The sequence below is a fragment of the Marinomonas sp. SBI8L genome (genome assembly GCF_001624705.1).
Lineage (GTDB): Bacteria > Pseudomonadota > Gammaproteobacteria > Pseudomonadales > Marinomonadaceae > Marinomonas.
Map to the genome: position 1 here is coordinate 34064 of NZ_JSEO01000022.1, position 19124 is coordinate 53187.

At 41.3% G+C, this 19124-nt stretch carries 18 protein-coding genes; 5 read left to right on the forward strand and 13 right to left on the reverse strand.

The window, feature by feature from the left end:
- Positions 1-5 precede the first annotated feature (5 nt).
- The 5 genes from OA91_RS23015 to OA91_RS23035 form a co-directional block, all read right to left on the reverse strand.
- Positions 6-722, reverse strand: coding sequence for a hypothetical protein (locus OA91_RS23015; protein WP_063340041.1), 717 nt, complete (start codon positions 720-722; stop codon positions 6-8).
- A 273-nt stretch (positions 723-995) separates the two neighbouring features.
- Positions 996-2165, reverse strand: a complete 1170-nt coding sequence (locus tag OA91_RS23020; RefSeq protein WP_046018946.1) for a cation:proton antiporter — start codon at positions 2163-2165, stop codon at positions 996-998.
- Positions 2166-2169: 4 nt separating this feature from the next.
- The gene (locus OA91_RS23025; RefSeq protein ID WP_063340042.1) at positions 2170-2838 is read right to left on the reverse strand and encodes a TIGR04211 family SH3 domain-containing protein; all 669 of its coding nucleotides are present in this window, start codon (positions 2836-2838) and stop codon (positions 2170-2172) included.
- Positions 2839-2980: 142 nt separating this feature from the next.
- Positions 2981-3478, reverse strand: a complete 498-nt coding sequence (locus OA91_RS23030; protein ID WP_063340043.1) for a DUF934 domain-containing protein — start codon at positions 3476-3478, stop codon at positions 2981-2983.
- Positions 3462-5123 (reverse strand): nitrite/sulfite reductase, encoded by a 1662-nt coding sequence (locus OA91_RS23035; RefSeq protein ID WP_063340044.1) that lies wholly within the window; start codon positions 5121-5123, stop codon positions 3462-3464. Before OA91_RS23035 ends, OA91_RS23030 begins: the two co-directional genes overlap by 17 nt.
- Before the next feature lie 274 nt (positions 5124-5397).
- On the opposite strand from OA91_RS23035, the gene nfuA reads away from it, so the two are divergent.
- A complete protein-coding gene (nfuA, locus tag OA91_RS23040) occupies positions 5398-5979 on the forward strand; it encodes a Fe-S biogenesis protein NfuA (RefSeq protein ID WP_063340045.1) in 582 nt (193 codons plus the stop codon).
- Between the two features lie 61 nt (positions 5980-6040).
- Here nfuA and OA91_RS23045 read toward each other — a convergent pair whose 3' ends face one another.
- Positions 6041-7117, reverse strand: a complete 1077-nt coding sequence (locus OA91_RS23045) for a 3-deoxy-7-phosphoheptulonate synthase (protein ID WP_063340046.1) — start codon at positions 7115-7117, stop codon at positions 6041-6043.
- A 110-nt stretch (positions 7118-7227) separates the two neighbouring features.
- Positions 7228-7992 carry a sulfite exporter TauE/SafE family protein gene (locus OA91_RS23050; protein ID WP_063340047.1) on the reverse strand — a complete coding sequence of 255 codons (765 nt, stop codon included), beginning with the start codon at positions 7990-7992 and terminating at the stop codon, positions 7228-7230.
- Positions 7993-8101: 109 nt separating this feature from the next.
- Here OA91_RS23050 and cysB point away from each other — a divergent pair, with 109 nt between their 5' ends.
- A complete protein-coding gene (cysB, locus tag OA91_RS23055) occupies positions 8102-9076 on the forward strand; it encodes an HTH-type transcriptional regulator CysB (protein WP_046018953.1) in 975 nt (324 codons plus the stop codon).
- 104 nt (positions 9077-9180) lie between these two features.
- On the opposite strand, the gene OA91_RS23060 is transcribed toward cysB, so the two are convergent.
- The 5 genes from OA91_RS23060 to OA91_RS23080 all read right to left on the reverse strand — a co-directional run bounded on the left by OA91_RS23060 (position 9181) and on the right by OA91_RS23080 (position 13316).
- Complete coding sequence (locus OA91_RS23060; RefSeq protein WP_052702330.1) at positions 9181-9588, reverse strand: DUF2069 domain-containing protein; 408 nt, start codon at positions 9586-9588, stop codon at positions 9181-9183.
- Between the two features lie 31 nt (positions 9589-9619).
- The gene (gene wrbA / locus OA91_RS23065; protein WP_046018954.1) at positions 9620-10222 is read right to left on the reverse strand and encodes an NAD(P)H:quinone oxidoreductase; all 603 of its coding nucleotides are present in this window, start codon (positions 10220-10222) and stop codon (positions 9620-9622) included.
- Positions 10223-10269: 47 nt separating this feature from the next.
- Positions 10270-10617, reverse strand: coding sequence for an arsenate reductase (glutaredoxin) (gene arsC / locus OA91_RS23070; protein ID WP_157196993.1), 348 nt, complete (start codon positions 10615-10617; stop codon positions 10270-10272).
- A gap of 68 nt (positions 10618-10685) precedes the next feature.
- Positions 10686-12413, reverse strand: coding sequence for a proline--tRNA ligase (locus OA91_RS23075; RefSeq protein ID WP_063340048.1), 1728 nt, complete (start codon positions 12411-12413; stop codon positions 10686-10688).
- Between the two features lie 33 nt (positions 12414-12446).
- Positions 12447-13316: an SMP-30/gluconolactonase/LRE family protein gene (locus OA91_RS23080; RefSeq protein ID WP_063340049.1), complete on the reverse strand. Its 870-nt coding sequence runs from the start codon at positions 13314-13316 to the stop codon at positions 12447-12449.
- An 80-nt stretch (positions 13317-13396) separates the two neighbouring features.
- Between OA91_RS23080 and OA91_RS23085 the strand changes: the two genes are divergently transcribed.
- Positions 13397-13843: an HIT domain-containing protein gene (locus OA91_RS23085; RefSeq protein WP_063340050.1), complete on the forward strand. Its 447-nt coding sequence runs from the start codon at positions 13397-13399 to the stop codon at positions 13841-13843.
- A 32-nt stretch (positions 13844-13875) separates the two neighbouring features.
- Positions 13876-15780, forward strand: a complete 1905-nt coding sequence (locus OA91_RS23090; RefSeq protein WP_063340051.1) for a DUF2786 domain-containing protein — start codon at positions 13876-13878, stop codon at positions 15778-15780.
- Between the two features lie 139 nt (positions 15781-15919).
- Here the strand turns inward: OA91_RS23090 and OA91_RS23095 are convergent, their stop codons facing one another.
- Positions 15920-16927, reverse strand: a complete 1008-nt coding sequence (locus tag OA91_RS23095; protein ID WP_063340052.1) for an adenosine kinase — start codon at positions 16925-16927, stop codon at positions 15920-15922.
- A gap of 244 nt (positions 16928-17171) precedes the next feature.
- Between OA91_RS23095 and OA91_RS23100 the strand changes: the two genes are divergently transcribed.
- Positions 17172-18689 (forward strand): fumarate hydratase, encoded by a 1518-nt coding sequence (locus tag OA91_RS23100; protein WP_046018961.1) that lies wholly within the window; start codon positions 17172-17174, stop codon positions 18687-18689.
- The last annotated feature ends 435 nt before the right edge of the window (positions 18690-19124 follow it).

Consider the following 19124-nt stretch of genomic DNA (forward strand, 5'->3'; position numbering starts at 1 on the left):
AAATATTAACCTTTGTGATGTTTCATTTTAAGTTCAGGAAACCCCGCTTCATTTAGTTTTACACGGCTTACCAAATCATTATTAGCACTTAAAATAGTAACTGTGTAGCCACCTTCTTCATTGCTAGTAACTTCACCTAATTTTAAATTCTCGTTATTCAGGGGAATTAGTCTAGCTTCAGCAAGAGTGGTCATTTCTTCAAGCGTTAGTGCGTGCTTTTCGATGTATGCTTCACGCTTCTCTTGTCTTCTTTCTGCCTTCTCTGCCATTCTTTCTTGGCGCTCTGGGCTCATATCATCCTGTTTGCCGAAATGTTTGTTATAGCCACGCTCACCCTTGTTACATTGACCTTTGCCTTTTTTACCGCCTTTGCCTGCGTGCTTAGAAAATAAGCCTAGGAAGGGTGCATCGACAGGTAACCCATATTTATTTAGCTCAATGTTCTTTTCTCCTTCCTCTGCTCCACTTAGGGTAACTAAGAAGGTACCTTGAGCCGTTTTTTCAATACTTTCTAAGGTTGTTTCTGCATTACGGCTTCGTAGTAGTCTTGCTTCAACCAAGGTGTTGATTTCAGTTAAGGTGTATTCACGTTCAAGTTGAACCTTACCGTGCTTCATCATTCTATCGCCATCATTTGGCATGGCTGTCGCAAGACCAGTTAGAGATAAACCGCAAAGGCTGATTAGGGCAATAGTAGTGGTCTTTTTAAAATACTTTTTCATGTTTAGCTCCATTGTTTTTCTCAAATTTAATAAATGAAAAACCTGTTGTTTTTCGATGTGATTAGTAAAACATTGGCATGTCGCAAAAGTTTGTCAGTCTAGAGCTAATTTGTCGCAAGATGTATCAATTTTAAAAAGTCTCATAGGTTTGATACAAGCTGGGCTAATTTCAACAAAATCGATACATTTGCTTGAAGGGGTATTTGGACAGAAAGGTGATAAATAGGTAAAAAAATACCAACACTCGGTTGGCATTTTTATTTTTAATTAGCTTTAATCTCGCCTTAATTTATCAGAGATAGCGATTGGGTTGGGGTAGTTTAATATCACCACATAGGTTGAGAGAGCAAAACTGAGAATCGCTGTGGCTTGAATAACATGAGACGCTTCTATGCCAATAAGTCCAATGCTTGCAGATAGGTAGGCGATTAACAAAGAAAACTCACTCACTTGACCTAGTCGAAAGCCTACTTCCCATGAGGTAGAGGCATCTTCCTTCAGACCTTTTAATAGGTACCTGAATACGACTGGCTTTAACAGCATGCTAGTAACTGCCAAGATAATTGCAGGTACTATCACAAGGCCTAGCAACTCAAGATTAAAGCTTGCCCCAATGGTGAAGAAGAAGAGTACTAAGAAAAAGTCTCTCAAAGGCTTTAAGTGTGTTGCTATATATTGAGAGATTGGGCTTGTGGCTAGGGCAACACCACCAATAAAGGCTCCCATTTCGGCAGAAAGGCCTAGGTATTCTGCCGCAACAGCCATAGATAAACACCAGCCAATTGATACTAAAAAGATGAACTCATGAAAGCGATCAAATTTAGCGATCAGTTTAAGTAGTACAAACTTAACAAACAAAAAGGCGAGTGCAATAAGGCTAGGTAGGCCTATGATGGGGATGAGTATTTGGCTCGCACTGCTTTCTTGTGTACCAGCGATACTGTAAAGCACTAATAATACTGCAATCGCAATAATATCTTGTAACAGCAGCAGACCAACAACTAGCTCACCTGTGTGTTTGTGATGTAATACGGTAGTAGGTAATAATTTGATGCAGACAATGGTGCTTGAGAACATCATGGCAATGCCTATGATACTTGACTCAATTTGGCTGTAACCGAAAGCTAACGCAATTGAATAACCAACACCTGCAAAGGCAATAGAGCTTAAGAGAGCGACCCAGGAGGCCTTTTTAAGCATATTGAGCAAGTGGCTTGGCTGCATATCCAAGCCCAATAGGAAAAGTAAGAAAATGATGCCTATGTGAGACATCTCATCCATTAGCTTGGGTTCATCAATGAGGCTAAACGCGTAAGGGCCGAGAAGGGCGCCTAGAGCAATATAAGCAATGATTAGAGGTTGTCTGGTATAAAGTGCAACTGTCGCAATAACAGCTGCACCAGCAAAGATAAGGAAAAAAGAGTGGACTATGGAAACTTCCATCTAGTTACGACCATGCTCCATTGTTAGCTTTCTTACGACGCATTGAAGGGGCGATAACACCAAACAACACACCAATGACTAAAGTACCTGCTCCAATTATAAACCATTTTAACTGGCGTTCGTCTTTTAAGCGTAATGACTCAGCTTCAGCGAACTGCAGGCGTTGCATAATAGAATCAACTTCGAAGCTCATGACTTCTTTATCTTTTACGATTTCTTGCGCTTGTAGTGTTAATTCATTTAGATCAGCTAGCTTCTGTTCTAGAGATGTTTTGTCAGAAGTTAATCCAGCAACATCTTTTTTCAACTGATTGATTAAGGCACTAGATTGGTTAAGCTGTTTTTGAATAGTAAGTTTACTTTCAATTAGTTCTGTTATTTGGGCTTCTTGCTCGATGACTTTCTCACGGGTTACTTTTTTACCTGTTAGGTAATAATCAGCGATCCAGCCCTCATTTCCTTTTGGTGTAAGTACTCTAGTATGTCCGTTTGCACGTTCAAGTACTTCTAAAGATGTACCACTACGAAGTCCTCTCTCAACAGCTCGAGTGCTATTGTCTTGACCTTCTCGTACTGAGACAAATTGAATGTCTGATACATATGCTGTTTCAGCATATACTGATGTGGCGAAGAAAATAGCCAATAGTGCAGTGATGATATTTTTATAAAACACGTTAAGACCCTTTAACAATCAACAACTTTAGCGTGTTTTATACCTTAATGATGGGAAACAAAATACGCAATAGAAAAAGGCCCGTGAAGGGCCTTTTCTTTAAGCAAATTAATAAGATTTGCTAATTTTACTGCTATTTTGCTTAGCGGCGAGCAAAAACAGGTCTTGGATCTACTACATCACCTTGATACGCAACGGAAAAAGGTTTGTGCAGTAATAATGCTTTTTCAATATCAACTGATTCGTTGAATTGGAAACCATTAAAACCAACACGCAACATATATCCTTGTTGATCAGGGATGAAGTTACCAAGTGCACGTACTTCGCCTTGGTAGTTAAGGCGCTCACGTAGTAGGCGTGCATAACTAAAACAACGACCATCAGCAAAAGCTAGAAAGTTCAAACCTATTACTGCAAGTTCAGACAAGTCTTTACCTGCTAGAGGTTCAGTGCTTTCTGTACTGTCAATCCAAATACCAGCAACGCCAGATGTATCGTGCGCATCATCCAACCAAAGGTTTAGTGGGATAATAGCTTTTGCTTTTTGATCGCCAGCTAATGCTTCAACAGCTTGCTCTTGATCTTGAATCCAGTTCAGATCGCAATCTTGGATTACGCCGTCTTTAATTATTTTTTGCATATGCTGCCTCTTTGTATGGAGCGATGCCAATACGACGGTAGGTGTCGATGAATCTCTCTTCTTCAGTTCTGTTATCAATATAAACGCTAACGATTTTTTCTATGATGCCGCCAATCTCTTCTTCAGAGAAAGAAGGTCCGATAATCTTACCTATGCTGGCATCGTGACCAGAAGCGCCACCAATCGAAACTTGGTAGAACTCTTCGCCTTTCTTATCAACACCTAGAATGCCTAAGTTACCAACATGGTGGTGTCCACAAGCATTCATACAACCAGAGATGTTCAAATCAAGGTCGCCAATATCGTATAGATAATCAAGATCATCGAAACGCTCTTGGATTTGTTGAGCAATCGGGATAGATTTTGCATTGGCTAGGGCGCAGAAATCACCGCCAGGGCAGCAAATCATGTCAGTTAACAAGCCTAGTGTAGGTGTTGCGAAACCAGCGTCTTTGGCTGCTTCCCACAATTCTACTAGTTGCTCTTGTTCTACATCCGCAAGTACTAGGTTTTGCTCATGGCTCACTCTTAGTTCACCAAAGCTGTATTTATCAGCGAAATCAGCAGCAAGGTCCATTTGTTCAGACGTAGCATCACCTGGAGCAATACCTGTTTTCTTCAATGTAAGGGTGACAATGCGGTAGCCGTCTTTCTTGTGAGCAAAAGTATTGCGCTCATACCAACGAGCAAAACCAGGGCTCTGGCTTAACTTTTCAGTTAGAGAGCTAGGGTTATTGCTTAATGCTTTGTACGCAGGTTCAGTGAAGAAACTTTGTAAGCGTTCGAATTCCACTTCAGGTACTGTGTTTTCACGACCTTTCAAGTGTTCCCATTCAGCTTCAACACGAGCACGAATCTCATCAATGCCCAATGCTTTAGTCAATATTTTGATACGAGCTTTATATTTATTTAGGCGGTTACCTTGTTGGTTGTAAACCCTAAGGATCGCTTCCAAGTAAGACAAGATGTCTTTACGAGGCATAAATTCACAAATCGTTGTTCCTATCATTGGTGTACGGCCAAGACCACCACCAACAATAACTTTAAAGCCGATTTCACCCGCATCATTTTTCTTAATGTGTAGGCCAATATCATGTACTTGAGTTGCCGCTCTATCAGCAGATTCAGTTGCGTTTACTGCAATTTTGAATTTACGTGGTAAGAAAGCGAACTCAGGGTGGAAAGTAGACCATTGACGAATCATTTCACAATAAGGGCGAGGATCAACGATCTCATCGTCAATTACACCTGCATATTGGTCTGTCGTGGTGTTACGAATACAGTTACCACTGGTTTGAACTGCGTGCATTTGTACTTCAGCAAGTTCTGCCAAGATATCTGGCACAGATTCAAGAGTAGGCCAATTTAATTGAAGGTTTTGACGAGTACTAAAGTGGCCATAACCACGGTCGTAACGGCGACTGATATCAGCAAGCTTACGAATTTGCTTACTAGACAGCATGCCATAAGGAATAGCGATTCGAAGCATAGGCGCATGACGTTGAACGTAAAGGCCATTTTGTAAACGAAGAGGTAGGAACTCTGCCTCTGGAAGCTCGTTATTAAGAAAACGTTGAGTTTGATCGCGAAATTGATTTACGCGTTCTTCAACAATTTGCTGATCTATTGCGTCATATTGATACATGTTGGAACAACCACTAAGTAGACAAATAATATTTGCGGCTACTTTATCAAAATTACTATATACAAAAAACGAATATTTATGCATATGGTTAGTGGTTTTACTGATAAGGCATATCAGTCGAAATTTTTATCTTTTAGGATTTTACACAAGGTGTAATAAATGCGACTTTTTTATTGAATTAATACCTTAGTTAACTGCTCGGTCTTTCGTTGCCTTAGTGATTTAAGTTACCATAGCCTTATGATTCGCCTTACCGATTTTATGAAGGTTATATATGAATATTACGATTACTGACAGTGCTCAAGAATACTTGGGTTCATTATTAGAGAAGCAAGACGTTGAAGGGATGGCGGTTCGCATATTTATTCAGCAACCAGGTACACCTTACGCAGAAACTTGTCTTGCCTATTGCCGACCTGAAGAAATGGTCGATACAGATGAAGTGTTGAATCTTCCTAAACTAAAAGTATTGATTGAAAAGAATTCAGTAAACTTTTTAGATGAAGCTTTTGTCGATTACGCAAAAGAGAAAATGGGTGGTCAGCTTACCATTAAGGCACCTAATGCTAAAATGCCGAAAGTATCTGCGGATAGCCCACTAGAAGATCAAATTAACTATGTGCTTTATTCTGATATCAACCCAGGCCTTGCCTCTCATGGTGGTGAAGTGAGTTTGGTTGAAGTCAAAGAAGGTAACATTGCTGTGCTTAAGTTTGGTGGTGGTTGCCAAGGCTGTAGTGCTGTCGATTTAACACTAAAAGAAGGTGTTGAAAAAACTTTGATTGAAAAAGTGCCAGCTCTGAATGGTGTGCAAGACTCTACTGATCATACTGTGACAGATAATGCTTTTATGTAAACAATCATGAGCAAGCATAAAAAAAGGAGGCTGATGCCTCCTTTTTTTATGCTTAACGGGATTAACCGCGAGGACGCTTAGGTAGCGTATCTCTTAACTGGTCAGCCATTTCAAGTAGGCTCTTTTCAGTTGTCTCCCAGTCGATGCAGGCATCAGTAACGGACACGCCGTATTCAAGATCAGCAAGGTTTTCGCTAATCTTTTGGTTGCCCCAACCAATGTTACTCTCAATCATTAGACCCATAATAGAGTTGTTACCCTCTAGAATTTGCTTAGTTGCATCTTTAGCGACTAATGGTTGGATCTCAGGTTTTTTGTTTGAGTTCTCGTGTGAGCAATCAATCATGATATTAGCTGGAATGTTGGCTTTTTCCATCGCTTGCTCTGTTAATGCAACATTCACAGAGTCGTAGTTTGGTTTGCCATTACCTCCACGAAGAACCATGTGACCGTAACGATTACCTTTAGTAGTAATAACGCTTACTTGACCTTGCTCATCAATACCAAGGAAAGAATGTGAGTGAGCTGTAGACTGGATAGCATTTACCGCAACTGTCATAGAGCCATCTGTGCCATTCTTAAAGCCAATAGGGCCAGAAAGGCCACTTGCCATTTCCCTGTGAGTTTGAGACTCAGTTGTACGTGCACCAATTGCAGACCAGCTAATAAGATCTTGGTAGTACTGAGGTGAAATCGGATCAAGTGCTTCGGTTGCTAGTGGTAGGCCTAGTTCAGAAAGGTCTAGCAATAGTTTACGGGCAATGTGCATGCCTTCTTCGATCGCAAAAGTATCGTTGCGGTGAGGGTCATTGATAAGACCTTTCCAGCCAACAGTAGTACGAGGTTTTTCAAAATAGACACGCATAACGATATACAGAGTATCGCTGACCTTCTCAGATAGCGCTTTTAGTCTTTTTGCATAATCTAAAGCGGCTTCTGGGTCATGGATTGAACAAGGTCCAATCACGATAGCAAGGCGGTGATCCTTACCATCTAAAATATTTTTAATATCATCACGGCCTTGAGTTACTGTGGCACGGATGGCTTCGCTCACTGGTAGCTCTTCTTTAAGGGCTTGTGGGGTTACCAGTGGCTTAAAAGAAGATACATTTAAATCTTCGAGACGGGCGTCGCTCATTAATCTTTTCCTGCGTTATTCTGCTAGTTTGTTATGCTTTTTTAATTATGTTTCCTCTCGGATTTTTATCCAAGGGGTTAGTATTGTACATATTGTTTATCTTTGTGCATTCAGAAAAACAAATATTTTATGCCAAACCCCATTAAAGCACTGGCAAGAACCGGTTGTAATACCTTGTTTGGTACACGTGTGGCAACGAGAGTGCCAACATAGATAGCAGGGATGGAACCAATTAAGAGTGCGACAAGAAGAGAATAGTCCACATTGCCTAAAGCGAGATGACCAAGACCTGCAACAAGCGTTAGAGGAACCGCATGGGCTAAATCTGTTCCGACTATGTTTCTTGCTGACATGGTAGGAAATAAAATCATCATTAACGCGGTACCCAGAGCCCCAGCGCCAACAGATGTAAGAGTAACTAATGAGCCTAAAATGATGCCGCTTAAAAAGATATAAGTGTGGCTTTTTTGTGAGTTTGAATCTTGTGCCTTATTTGGATTAACTAATTTCTTTTTGAAAATAATGACAAAGGCAGTCGCAACTAACATAACCCCAAGCGAGCTGGTTAAAATGGTTTGGTAATTTTCAGGTGCGTGAAACTGAGATAATACCCATATAGTGACTAATGATGCGGGAATACTGCCCGCAGCCATGCTTCCCATTATCTTCCAATTCACGTGACCGTGTTTTGCATGCATGACCACACCCGTACTTTTGGCTATGCCTGCATACATTAGATCGGTTCCAATAGCGATATTAGGCGGGAAACCAAACATGAGTAATAGGGGGGTCATTAAAGAACCACCGCCAACACCTGTCATGCCAACAGCGAAACCAACGCCAACACCCGCTAATATGTACCAAATAAAATCCATCGTTTTCCATCTATATGTGGTTTAAGCTGGCAACGTTAGTGCTTTTTCTCTATTCTATAAAGTAATATTTTCTTATGTTTTTAATTCTTTTTCGAATAAGGGCCTCTACATGAAACTACAGCAGCTTAGATATATCTGGGAAGTGGCCCGTCACGACCTGAATGTTTCAGCAACGGCGCAGAGTTTATATACCTCTCAGCCTGGTGTGAGTAAGCAAATTCGTTTGCTTGAAGATGAATTGGGTGTGGAAGTGTTTGCTAGAAGTGGTAAACATTTGACTCATGTAACACCTGCCGGTGAAAAAATTATTGAGATAGCAGGTGAGATACTCAATCAAACCAAGAACATAAAAAAAGTTGCGAAAGAGTTTAGTGACGATAGAAAAGGCTCTCTAGATATTGCAACGACTCATACTCAAGCAAGATATGCATTGCCAAGTATTATTCACCAATTTATGGAAGGCTATCCTGATGTCACGCTACATATGCATCAAGGTACGCCAATGCAAATTGCTGAAATGGCAAATGATGGGGTAGTGGATTTTGCTATAGCAACCGAAGCACTCGAGCTTTTTGGTAATCTTGTAATGCTGCCTTGTTATACTTGGAATCGCTCTGTCGTTGTACCAAAAGATCACCCATTGGCGCAAGAGGAAAAATTAAGTCTAGAAACTTTGGCTGAGTATCCTATTGTGACTTACGTATTTGGTTTTACGGGGCGCTCCCAATTAGATCAAGCTTTTCAGGCCGCAGAGCTTGAGCCGAACGTGGTGTTTACAGCTGCTGACTCTGATGTCATCAAAACTTATGTTCGATTAGGTTTAGGGGTCGGTATTGTGGCAACTATGGCCTACGATGAAAAATTAGATGAAGATCTAGTGGCGTTAGATGCTTCTCACTTATTTGAAGATAGTTGTACACGTATTGGTATACGCTCAAATGCATTTATTCGTGGTTATATGTATGAATTTATTCAATCTTTCGCACCTCACCTAACGCGAGATAGAGTTGAGGCTGCAATGGAAGCGGTAGGTCGCCACGAAGTTGATGCTATTTTTGAAGGTATTGAGCTACCAAGGTTATAGCAAAAGCAGTTTATGAATGATAAAAAAGGGTGCAATAGCACCCTTTTTTATTGAACGACTTTTATCAGAGCTTTAAAAAGCATCTTTCCGTCTTCTGTTTTTAGCTAGTTCCTTATTGGTAACTCGCTAAGGCCTTTCCACCTTGCATACATGAGTGCAACGATAAACAAAATCACTGACAAAAGTGTTTCACTCATACCATATGCCCAAGCATGGGTTTGGATCCAGTTTAAAACCCCAGCGACAAAGTAGATAAGGGTGACAAAACAGGTCCAGATTGCACCCCGATAACTTCCTGACAGAGTACCTGGAAACACCATTAATAGCGGTAGAATAGCAACGGTAAGAACTATCCAAGGGGCGTTTAACTCAATTTTATTTAAAGCCAAGTGCCAAACCGCGATGGTTATAATCAAGGCGCATAGGTTTAAAACCATTAAGGGCTTAGTCTGTTTACAAAGTGCCTTGTAAGTTTTTCGCTCAGTAGAGGTGACATGTTCTCTTTTTGCCATTGTTATCAGTTTCTCACTAAATAGACTTGAATTAAGACTCGTTTAAAAGGGCTTTACATAGCTTGGCAAGACGTTCGCCTTGGTCGTGACAAAGTTTGCTTTCTTCTTCGCTTAGGGTAGAAGAACCTGTGCTCGAAGCAAAATGGCTTGCGCCATAAGGCGTGCCACCAGATGCTGTTTTGTGAAGCGCTGGGCTTTTATAGCTCAAGCCGTGAATTATCATGCCGTGGTGAAAGAGAGGTGTCATTAATGCTTGTAGGCACATTTCTTGGCCACCGTGCATTGTGCTGGCGCTAGTAAAAACACTGGCAGGTTTGTTCGCTAGCTGACCCGACATCCATATCATAGAGGTTTGGTCTAAAAAGTATTTTAAAGGGCTGGCAATACCGCCAAAGTATGACGGGCTACCTAAGGCTAAAGCGCTGCAGTTAGCTAGATCCTCTAGGCTGCAATATGGCGCACCATCTGCAGGAATCGGTTCTTGTGCAGCTTGAGTAATATCTGAGATTTCAGGTACTTGTCTTATCATCACATCCAGTGATGTTTGTTGCTTGGCACCGCGAGCAATATGCTTTGCCATTTCTGCAACCGAGCCGTGGCGGCTATAGTATAAAACCAAAATATAGGGCGTCATTATCTCTACTTTTAATCTAGTGGATCAGCTGTAAACCTAATGTTTTGTTATTTAAAAAGTTCTAGAACTTGCTCTGGAGGACGGCCAATTTTGGCTTTTTCATTGTGAATAACAATTGGGCGCTCGATCAACTTAGGGAACTGAGTCATAGCAACTAGGCGCTCTTCATCTGTTACAGAATCTAAGTGAAGATTATTTTCTTTATAGATAGCTTCTTTGGTGCGCATTAGTTGAATTGGTGTGATATCAAGCTGAGTTAATAATACTTTTAACTCATCTACACTTGGTGTGTCTTCAAGGTATAAGCGAACATCGGCTTCTATTTTGTTGCTTTCTAATAGGGCTAATGTTTCACGAGATTTGGAGCAGCGAGGGTTGTGATAAATAGTAGTCATCTTCATTCCTTATAATTTATTTCCCCCCTTAAATGATTACTTAAATAAGGGGAGAAATAAGTTGAAAGTTAGTTTAGGCGAGAAATCAATGTCTCAACAAGCGTATCAAGCGCAAGGTCATCATTGTCACCTGTACGTCTGTGCTTGTATTCGATTGTGCCTTTGTCTAAACCTTTATCGCTAATAACCACGCGATGTGGGATGCCTAAAAGCTCAGCATCAGCAAACTTAACACCAGGGCTTGCTTTACGGTCGTCAAGCATGACATCGATACCTGCGGCTTGTAGTTCTGCATAAATACGATCTGCCTGTTCGCGCACGGCTTCAGACTTTTCGTATTTCATTGCCACAATAGACACTTGGAAAGGCGCGATGGCATCAGGCCATAGAATGCCTTTTTCATCAAAGTTCTGCTCAATCGCAGCCGCTACAACGCGAGAAACACCGATACCGTAACAACCCATCCACATGGTTTGTGCTTTGCCGTTTTCATCCAGAACATTGGCATTTAATGCTTCAGCATATTTTTGTCCAAGTTGGAAAATATGACCGACTTCAATTCCGCGCTTAATTTCAATTATGCCCTTACCATCTGGAGAAGGGTCGCCAGCGACAACATTACGTATGTCAGCCGTTTCAACTTCACCAAAGTCACGTTCCCAGTTAACACCAGTGACGTGATAATCATCTTTGTTTGCGCCAGCGCAGAAATCAGATAAAACAGCTGCAGAGCGGTCAGCAATAACACGAATGCCTTTTTCAACTAAACCAATCGGACCGATAGAGCCAGGTTGGCAGCCAATTTGAGCAAGAATGTCAGTTTCTGAAGCAAACTCGAAAGGAACAAGTGCCCCTTCGATTTTTTCCACTTTAATTTCATTAATGTTGTGGTCGCCACGTAATACCAAGGCGATGATGTTGCTTTCACCTTCTGCATTTTGACCTTTAATCAACATGGTTTTAACAGTTTGCTTAACATCTAAAGATAAGAAGTCAGCGACTTGCTGAATCGTTTTGCAATTAGGTGTTAAGACCTCTTCCAGCGCAAGTGTCGGTGCGTCTGCCGCTTGTTTATCACTGATTGCTTCTGCAAGCTCAATGTTTGCTGCGAAATCAGAGCTATCACTGAATGCAATATCATCTTCACCAGATTCTGCAAGTACATGGAACTCATGAGAGAAAGCGCCACCAATGCTGCCTGTATCTGCACGTACTGGGCGATAGTTTAGGCCAACACGGTCAAACACTTTGCAGTATGCGTCATGCATAACATCATAGGTTGTTTGCAATGATTCAGGAGAAGAGTGGAAAGAGTAAGCATCTTTCATCATGAACTCACGGGAGCGCATAACACCAAAACGTGGCCTTACTTCGTCACGGAACTTAGTTTGGATTTGAAAAAGGTTAAGAGGCAGTTGCTTGTAGCTGCTAATCTCATTACGAACAAGATCAGTTACTACTTCTTCGTGGGTTGGCCCAAGGCAATAATCACGTTCATGACGGTCTTTGATGCGCAGAAGCTCAGGGCCGTATTCTTGCCAGCGACCTGATTCTTCCCATAATTCTTTTGGTTGCACACCAGGCATGATGATTTCTAAGGCACCTGCCTTTTGCATTTCTTCACGGACAATGTTCTCTACTTTGCGGAACACTTTTAAGCCGGTTGGTAGCCAAGTGTACAAACCTTTAGAAACTTGGCGAATCATGCCAGCTCGCATCATCAGCTTGTGGCTAGTTACAACTGCATCAGTTGGAGGATTACGTAAAGTAGAAAATAAATAATTGCTTGCGCGCATTGTTCTGTCGTCTATTTTAGTTAAAGTTAAATGCTATTGATCAAATCTGGCTTCGATCAGACCTGGTGTTGTCACGTCCATGGCAAAAATGCCCCCTGCTTGAGGGTAATCTTTCAATTCTTCTTCAGAATGGGCACCGCGACAAGTTGATATAAAGAGTGTTTTCATATCCTTGCCACCAAATGCGACCATTGTAGGATAAATTGCAGGGACAGGGTACTCTTCTAAGATATTACCTTGAGGACTAATCTTAACAATTCTTTGTCCTTGGTAGAGTGCTGACCAATAATTGCCTTCACTATCGACGGCGGCACCGTCAGGACGGCCATTGCCATGAGGGAAGCGGATAAAGTCTCGCTTGTTACTTGCTTCACCGGTTTCCATGTCATAGTCAAATTGATAAACCACGTGATTTGGTGTGTCGGAGTAATACATGGTTTTTCCATCTGGAGAAAAAGCTAGGCCATTTGATGTCCAAGCAGCTTGATCCAGAACCTTATTTTCACCTTTTGAGAATTGATGTAGAGCACCTTTAAAGGCATCTTTAGGTGAGTACATAGTGCCAGCTAAAAAACGTCCGTTAAAATCACAGCGGCCATCGTTAAATCGTGTTGTTTCTTGGTCGTAATCTGCCAACCAGTATGGCTTCAATTCCGCATTAAAGCTTTCAAATGTATATACCCCAGAACGGAACGCAGCAATGAAACCACCTTCTTTAGTTAGCGAGAAACACCCGATTGCTTCATCGAACTTTCTTATATCATGGCGATTGTTTTTGGTATCAAAGGCATGCAGCTCAAATGAGTCGATATCTACAAAATATAGACACTCATTGATCTCGTCCCAGCGAGGGCATTCCGCAAGTTTAGCTTTAGCATCTATAACACAAGGTAAATTTGTCATCTTAGGCTCTTGATTCTGGGTGGATTTTCAATGGGGTGCTATAGTGCTTATGTATAAACGTATTGTAAATAGGAAGTCGTATGTTTGAGCTAGATGAAAGATTAAAAAAGGACTCAGTTAAAGTAGGGGAGTTTCCTTTATGTGAGTTACGCTTAATTAATGATGCTAACTATACTTGGTTTGTGCTGGTACCTAAGCGCGTTGGAATCACGGAGATTTATCAATTAGAAGAGTCAGATAGGCATATGCTAATGGACGAAAGTTGCCTGTTAGCGGAAAACCTACATGACGCATTTTCTCCTGATAAGCTAAATATTGCCGCAATCGGCAATAAAGTGCATCAGTTACACCTGCATCATGTAGTGCGCTTTACTTCTGATAAAGCTTGGCCAGAGCCTGTATGGGGCAAGTTTCCAGCCCTTGCATATAAAAAGAAAGAGTTGGCCAATATTTTGCAGAAGATTCGAGTGTTGTTGGCTGATGATCTTGTTGTGACTGAAGATACGGATGGTCAATTATATTTTTGAATTAAGTTGCCAATGTGCATAAGGCAGAATTTATGAGCATACGAAGAAGAAAAAAAGCTATATCCAAAGTTGTAAAACTATTGAATCTTGCTACTTCTAGTAACCCAAGTGAAGCGACTATGGCGTTAAGACATGCAGAAACAATTGTGCGCCAAAATTCAATTAGTCGTTCTGAGGTGCCTTTATCTGCTTTATGTGACCCGATTACCTTAAATAAAGTGAAATGGGGGGCTAAGACGCAATCAACTTATACCCCTAAATACGCCAGAGCGTCTTCGGCAGCAAGCCAGCAATTTAATGAAGCGCCAGTTGATAAAACACATACCTATGCAGGCGCAAGAACAATACTTGATGAAGAGTATGTTTCTGAACACGAGTATGACCCGATAAAAGAAGCTGCAAGAGAAAACGAAGAGCGTGAAGCTGAAAAGTTACGTAAAAAAGCTGAAAAGTTAAATGCTGAGAAAGCGAGAAAAGCGGCTGAGCTAAAAGAAAAAGAAGCTCAGAAAGCAGCTAGAGAGCAAGCCGAAAAAGAAAGGCTAAAAGCTGCGGCAGAGTTGCAAGCAGAAAGAGAAAGGCAAGAAATTGAACGTTATGCTGCACAAGCCAAATTAAAGATGGAGCATGAGCAAGCTGAACTTGCGAAGAAGAATGCAGAGCAAGGTCTGCTAGATGAAGTTCAGAATGATGAGATTAAAGCTGACCAAGTATTAGATGAAAATGCAGGCATGGAAATTGATGAACAAGTCGAAGGGCCTCATGACATACGTAAGGAATCAGAACCAATGAAAGCAGAGACGATTAGCGCTGAAAGTGATGTCACCTCAAGTGCGTCTTTGAATACAGATAATGTGATTAATGCGGCCAATGCGTTCAGGCGTGAAGGGGTGATATTCAGTAAGCAGCTTAAAGATCAATATGCTGCGAGTGACCCAACCATTCCTTTTGAGGAAGATGAATATTGGCAAAAAGTTGCAGCTCAATTGGCTGACTTTGATGAAGGTGAGATTCAGTCATCAATAGATACTATTGAAAAGCAACTGGTTTTATCTAAAGAGTCTCTCGCTGAAAAAAGACAATCTAGACTAGATGCTGAGCAAGAAGAGCTTAGTGAAAGAGCTGAACGAGCTCGTATAGAATTAAGCTTTGAAGAAGCAATTGAAAGAGCGTTTCAGGCGAGAGCCAAAGCCTATGAGGCTTGGGAAAAACAAAAGTCTGAAATTAGAGTTGAATGTCTACGTTCAGAGCAAGAGGCTCAACATGGTTATGAAGAACTGACCCAAGACTTAGACAGAGTGAAAGCAGACTTTCAACAGCATGTTAAACGCAAACAAGACTTCCATGCTGCAAGAATTATGCATGAGTTACGTTGCCATTTGGCGCTTGCTGTTTCTGTTAGTGGCGAAGGCAAAGATTCGTTCGACAAAGTTGTTACTATCATGTCAGAAGCGGGATTAACGCTTAAAGACTTAGAGTTCTCAGATATTAAAAATAAGAGCTTGTTTATTCGCCTGTTAGAAAGAGAAACAGCGTCTATTGAGGATGTTGTTGCAAGAGAAAGTCATACAGAAGAGATGCTTTCAAAATTCTTATCTTCTACTTTAACGAAGCGAGAGCCTGTTAAAACTGAGAATCCATTGCAGCAAATTGAGAAACTTTTAGGTGCTGCAAGTCTTGGTTCTCAATTTGAGGCGCAAAAAAGTATTGAGCAAGCCTTCCATTTAATGGAATTACACGGCATTAGTGTAAGGGATATTGATCTAACGAAAATCACTAAGTATTCAGTTTTTGTACGTCTATTAAATTGGGAAGCTGAAAAAATCCCTTCACTTACTGAGCGAGAAAAGTTCACTGCTTCAATTTTGGAAGAGTATGTAACTTCTTCTATTCATGGTGATACGGGTGTGAGGGAAAAGGTAAGTAAGAATAAAGCCTAATCAAAGCTGATTAAACTAAAAAGCCGAGTCTCGATTGAGTCTCGGCTTTCTTATTTCTACCGGCTGCAAAAGGCTTACTATTACTAAAATTGCCCTAAGAGCTCTGAAGGTAGAATGAAATATTTAGGTTTGGTAGTTTTTAGCGATTGAGTGCTTCTACCACAAAAGCATTTGCTTTATCTTGATTTTGCTTCTCAAGGCGAGAGCCATATTGGCCAACAATGAGTGAAGCGCAATAGCAAGCAATTGTGGCTGCAGTATCAAAGCTTGCGTCTTTAAGAAGAGCGTGAATAAAGCTGCCCGCGAACATATCGCCTGCACCTATGGTATCAAGTTGATTAATGGTTGGTACTGGGGTTTCAAATAATGTTTCGCCATCCCAACTTAAAGAGCCTCTTGAACCACAAGTAACAACAAATTGCTTGATGTTGTTTTTAAGCCAAGTAATAGCCCCTGTCAGTGTTTCTGCTTGAGTTAACTCCATAGCTTCATCTTCATTCATGAAGAGTAAGTTAACGCCATCTTTGATTAGGGCTAAAAAATCATCCCTAAAATACTTAACAAGCATAGGGTCGCTCATGGATAGCGCACAAATGTTGCCGCTTTGACTAGCTGATTTAGCTATGGTGTGAAGTGCTTCTTTACCGTACTCAGAGCTGATTAGATAGCCTTCTAAAAAACAGATGCGAGCAGACTTTGCTACGTCTAAATTTACTTGATCAGGGCCAACTAGACCGCCAACACCTAAAAAGGTGTTCATGGTTCTATCTGCGTCTGGAGTAATCATGGCAAGGCAGGTGCCTGTATCGCCTTTAGGGAGAGGGGTGCTATCTAGGTTGGACTGGATGTTTTGATGGATTAAGTCCCGATGGAAGAAACGCCCCATTTCATCGTCAGCAACTTGGCAAGAGTAAAAGCATTTACTGCCAAAATTTGCGGTTGCTATGGTGGAGTTTGCAAGAGATCCACCACAGGATTTATGTTCAATTTTTTGTCTTAGTTGATCAAGTAACTCATTTTGCCTAGCTGCTTCTACTAGGGTCATACAACCTTTTATAACCTTGTTATCACTTAAAAATTGATCTGTGACGCGAGTTTCTACGTCAACAAGGGCGTTGCCAATACCGTATAGGTCAAAATGATTCATGTACTTAAAGAGCCTAAGTTTTTACAAAGGTTGCGGATTATAGAGTCAGTTATCCTAGGAAACAAATGTTAAAGCATAAAAAGTACGAAAAGCTTGGTGATCGGCTATAAAGTGTTCATTTTTACAAATGATAGGGGTTATTTGGCATCAGCTAGGTGAATAAATGGCATTAGCGCTTTTCATAAAGCTGTGCTTCTTTTAACATTCCGGCTTCGACAAAAATGGTACTCGGTAGGAGAGGCTCATGAGTGTTATTCGCGAACAAGATTTGATTACAAGTGTTGCTGACGCATTACAATTTATTTCTTATTACCACCCAATCGACTTTGTGGACGCTGTTCATGAAGCCTATAAGCGTGAAGAAAGTCAGGCAGCAAAAGATTCAATGGCGCAAATCTTGATCAACTCAAGAATGTGTGCAGAAGGCAAGCGCCCTTTATGCCAAGATACAGGCATAGTGACAGTCTTCTTAAAAATTGGCATGAATGTTCAGTGGGAATCTGAAATGAGCGTTCATGACATGGTTAATGAAGGTGTGCGTCGTGCATACACTCATCCAGACAATGTTCTACGTGCATCCATTCTTGCTGATCCTGCTGGAGCTCGTAAAAACACTAAGGACAACACGCCAGCCGTTATTCATATGGAAGTTGTGCCAGGTGACACTGTGGAGGTGCACGTGGCAGCAAAAGGTGGTGGTTCTGAGAATAAGTCAAAACTCGCGATGTTAAACCCATCAGACAGCATTGTTGAATGGGTTAAAAAGACAGTGCCTACTATGGGGGCTGGTTGGTGTCCGCCGGGTATGCTGGGTATAGGTATTGGTGGTACGGCTGAGAAAGCAATGTTAATGGCGAAAGAGTCGTTAATGGAGCCAATCGATATTCATGAACTTATGGATAGAGGCCCGCAAAACCGTTCTGAAGAATTGCGTTTAGAAATCTTCAAAGCTGTAAATGATCTGGGTATAGGTGCGCAAGGTCTAGGTGGTCTTACTACAGTACTGGATGTAAAAATCCATGACTGCCCAACTCACGCGGCCTCTTTGCCTGTTGCTATGATCCCAAACTGTGCTGCGACACGTCACGCTCACTTTGTACTTGACGGTTCTGGTGCTGCTGATCTTGAGCCGCCGAAGCTTGAAGACTGGCCTGAAATTGTTTGGGAAGTAGGAGAGAGTGTTCGTCGCGTAAAACTTGAAGATGTCACACCAGAATCAGTGAAAGAATGGCAGCCAGGCGAAACTATTTTGTTAAGCGGTAAAATGCTGACAGGCCGTGATGCGGCGCATAAGAAAATGGTTGAGATGATCCAAAATGGTGAAGAGCTACCTGTTGATCTGACTGGTCGCTTTATCTATTACGTTGGACCAGTTGATCCAGTGCGTGATGAAGCTGTTGGTCCTGCTGGTCCTACCACTTCTACTCGTATGGATAAGTTTACTCATACCATGCTTGCTGATACAGGCTTGCTAGGCATGATAGGTAAAGCTGAGCGTGGACCAATCGCGATTGAAGCAATTAAAGAGTTCGGTGCTGTTTACCTTATGGCTGTTGGTGGTGCTGCTTACCTAGTATCAAAAGCAATTCAAAAAGCTGAAGTTGTTGCCTTCCCAGAATTGGGGATGGAAGCTATTTATGAGTTTGAAGTTGTTGATATGCCGGTTACTGTTGCTGTAGACACTAAAGGTACCTCTGTACACATTACAGGTCCTGCAGAATGGAAAGCGAAAATCGAAGCTCAGGCATTAGAAATTAAATAGTCTTAACTGCTTGTTCTAAAAGGCGTAGCTACTTATATGTGGCTACGCCTTTTTAGTTTATAGAGGGAATAAAACGTTTTTTAAGGGAAAATGTTAGAAAAAAGTTAAAAGGGCTTGCTTATAGCATTTTCTCATGTATAGTAGCGGCCTCTGTCAGCAAGCTCTTGTTGGCATCTCCTATAATTAGGACGCTCTTTAAGAATTTAATCAGATAATTTGTGTGGGCACTCGCTAGAGACTTCAGCAAGTTGTTCGAGTTGTTAATTGTTTATTCAATTGATGTTCGAATAACTACAAAAAATTTGAAATCTTACGAGAGTCGATACTAAAACGCTTTATGTTTGATTCATTAGATTGGATCGAGTTTTAAAGTCAGCAGTAAAGATTTGAGTGAGCAATGATTTTAAACTGAAGAGTTTGATCATGGCTCAGATT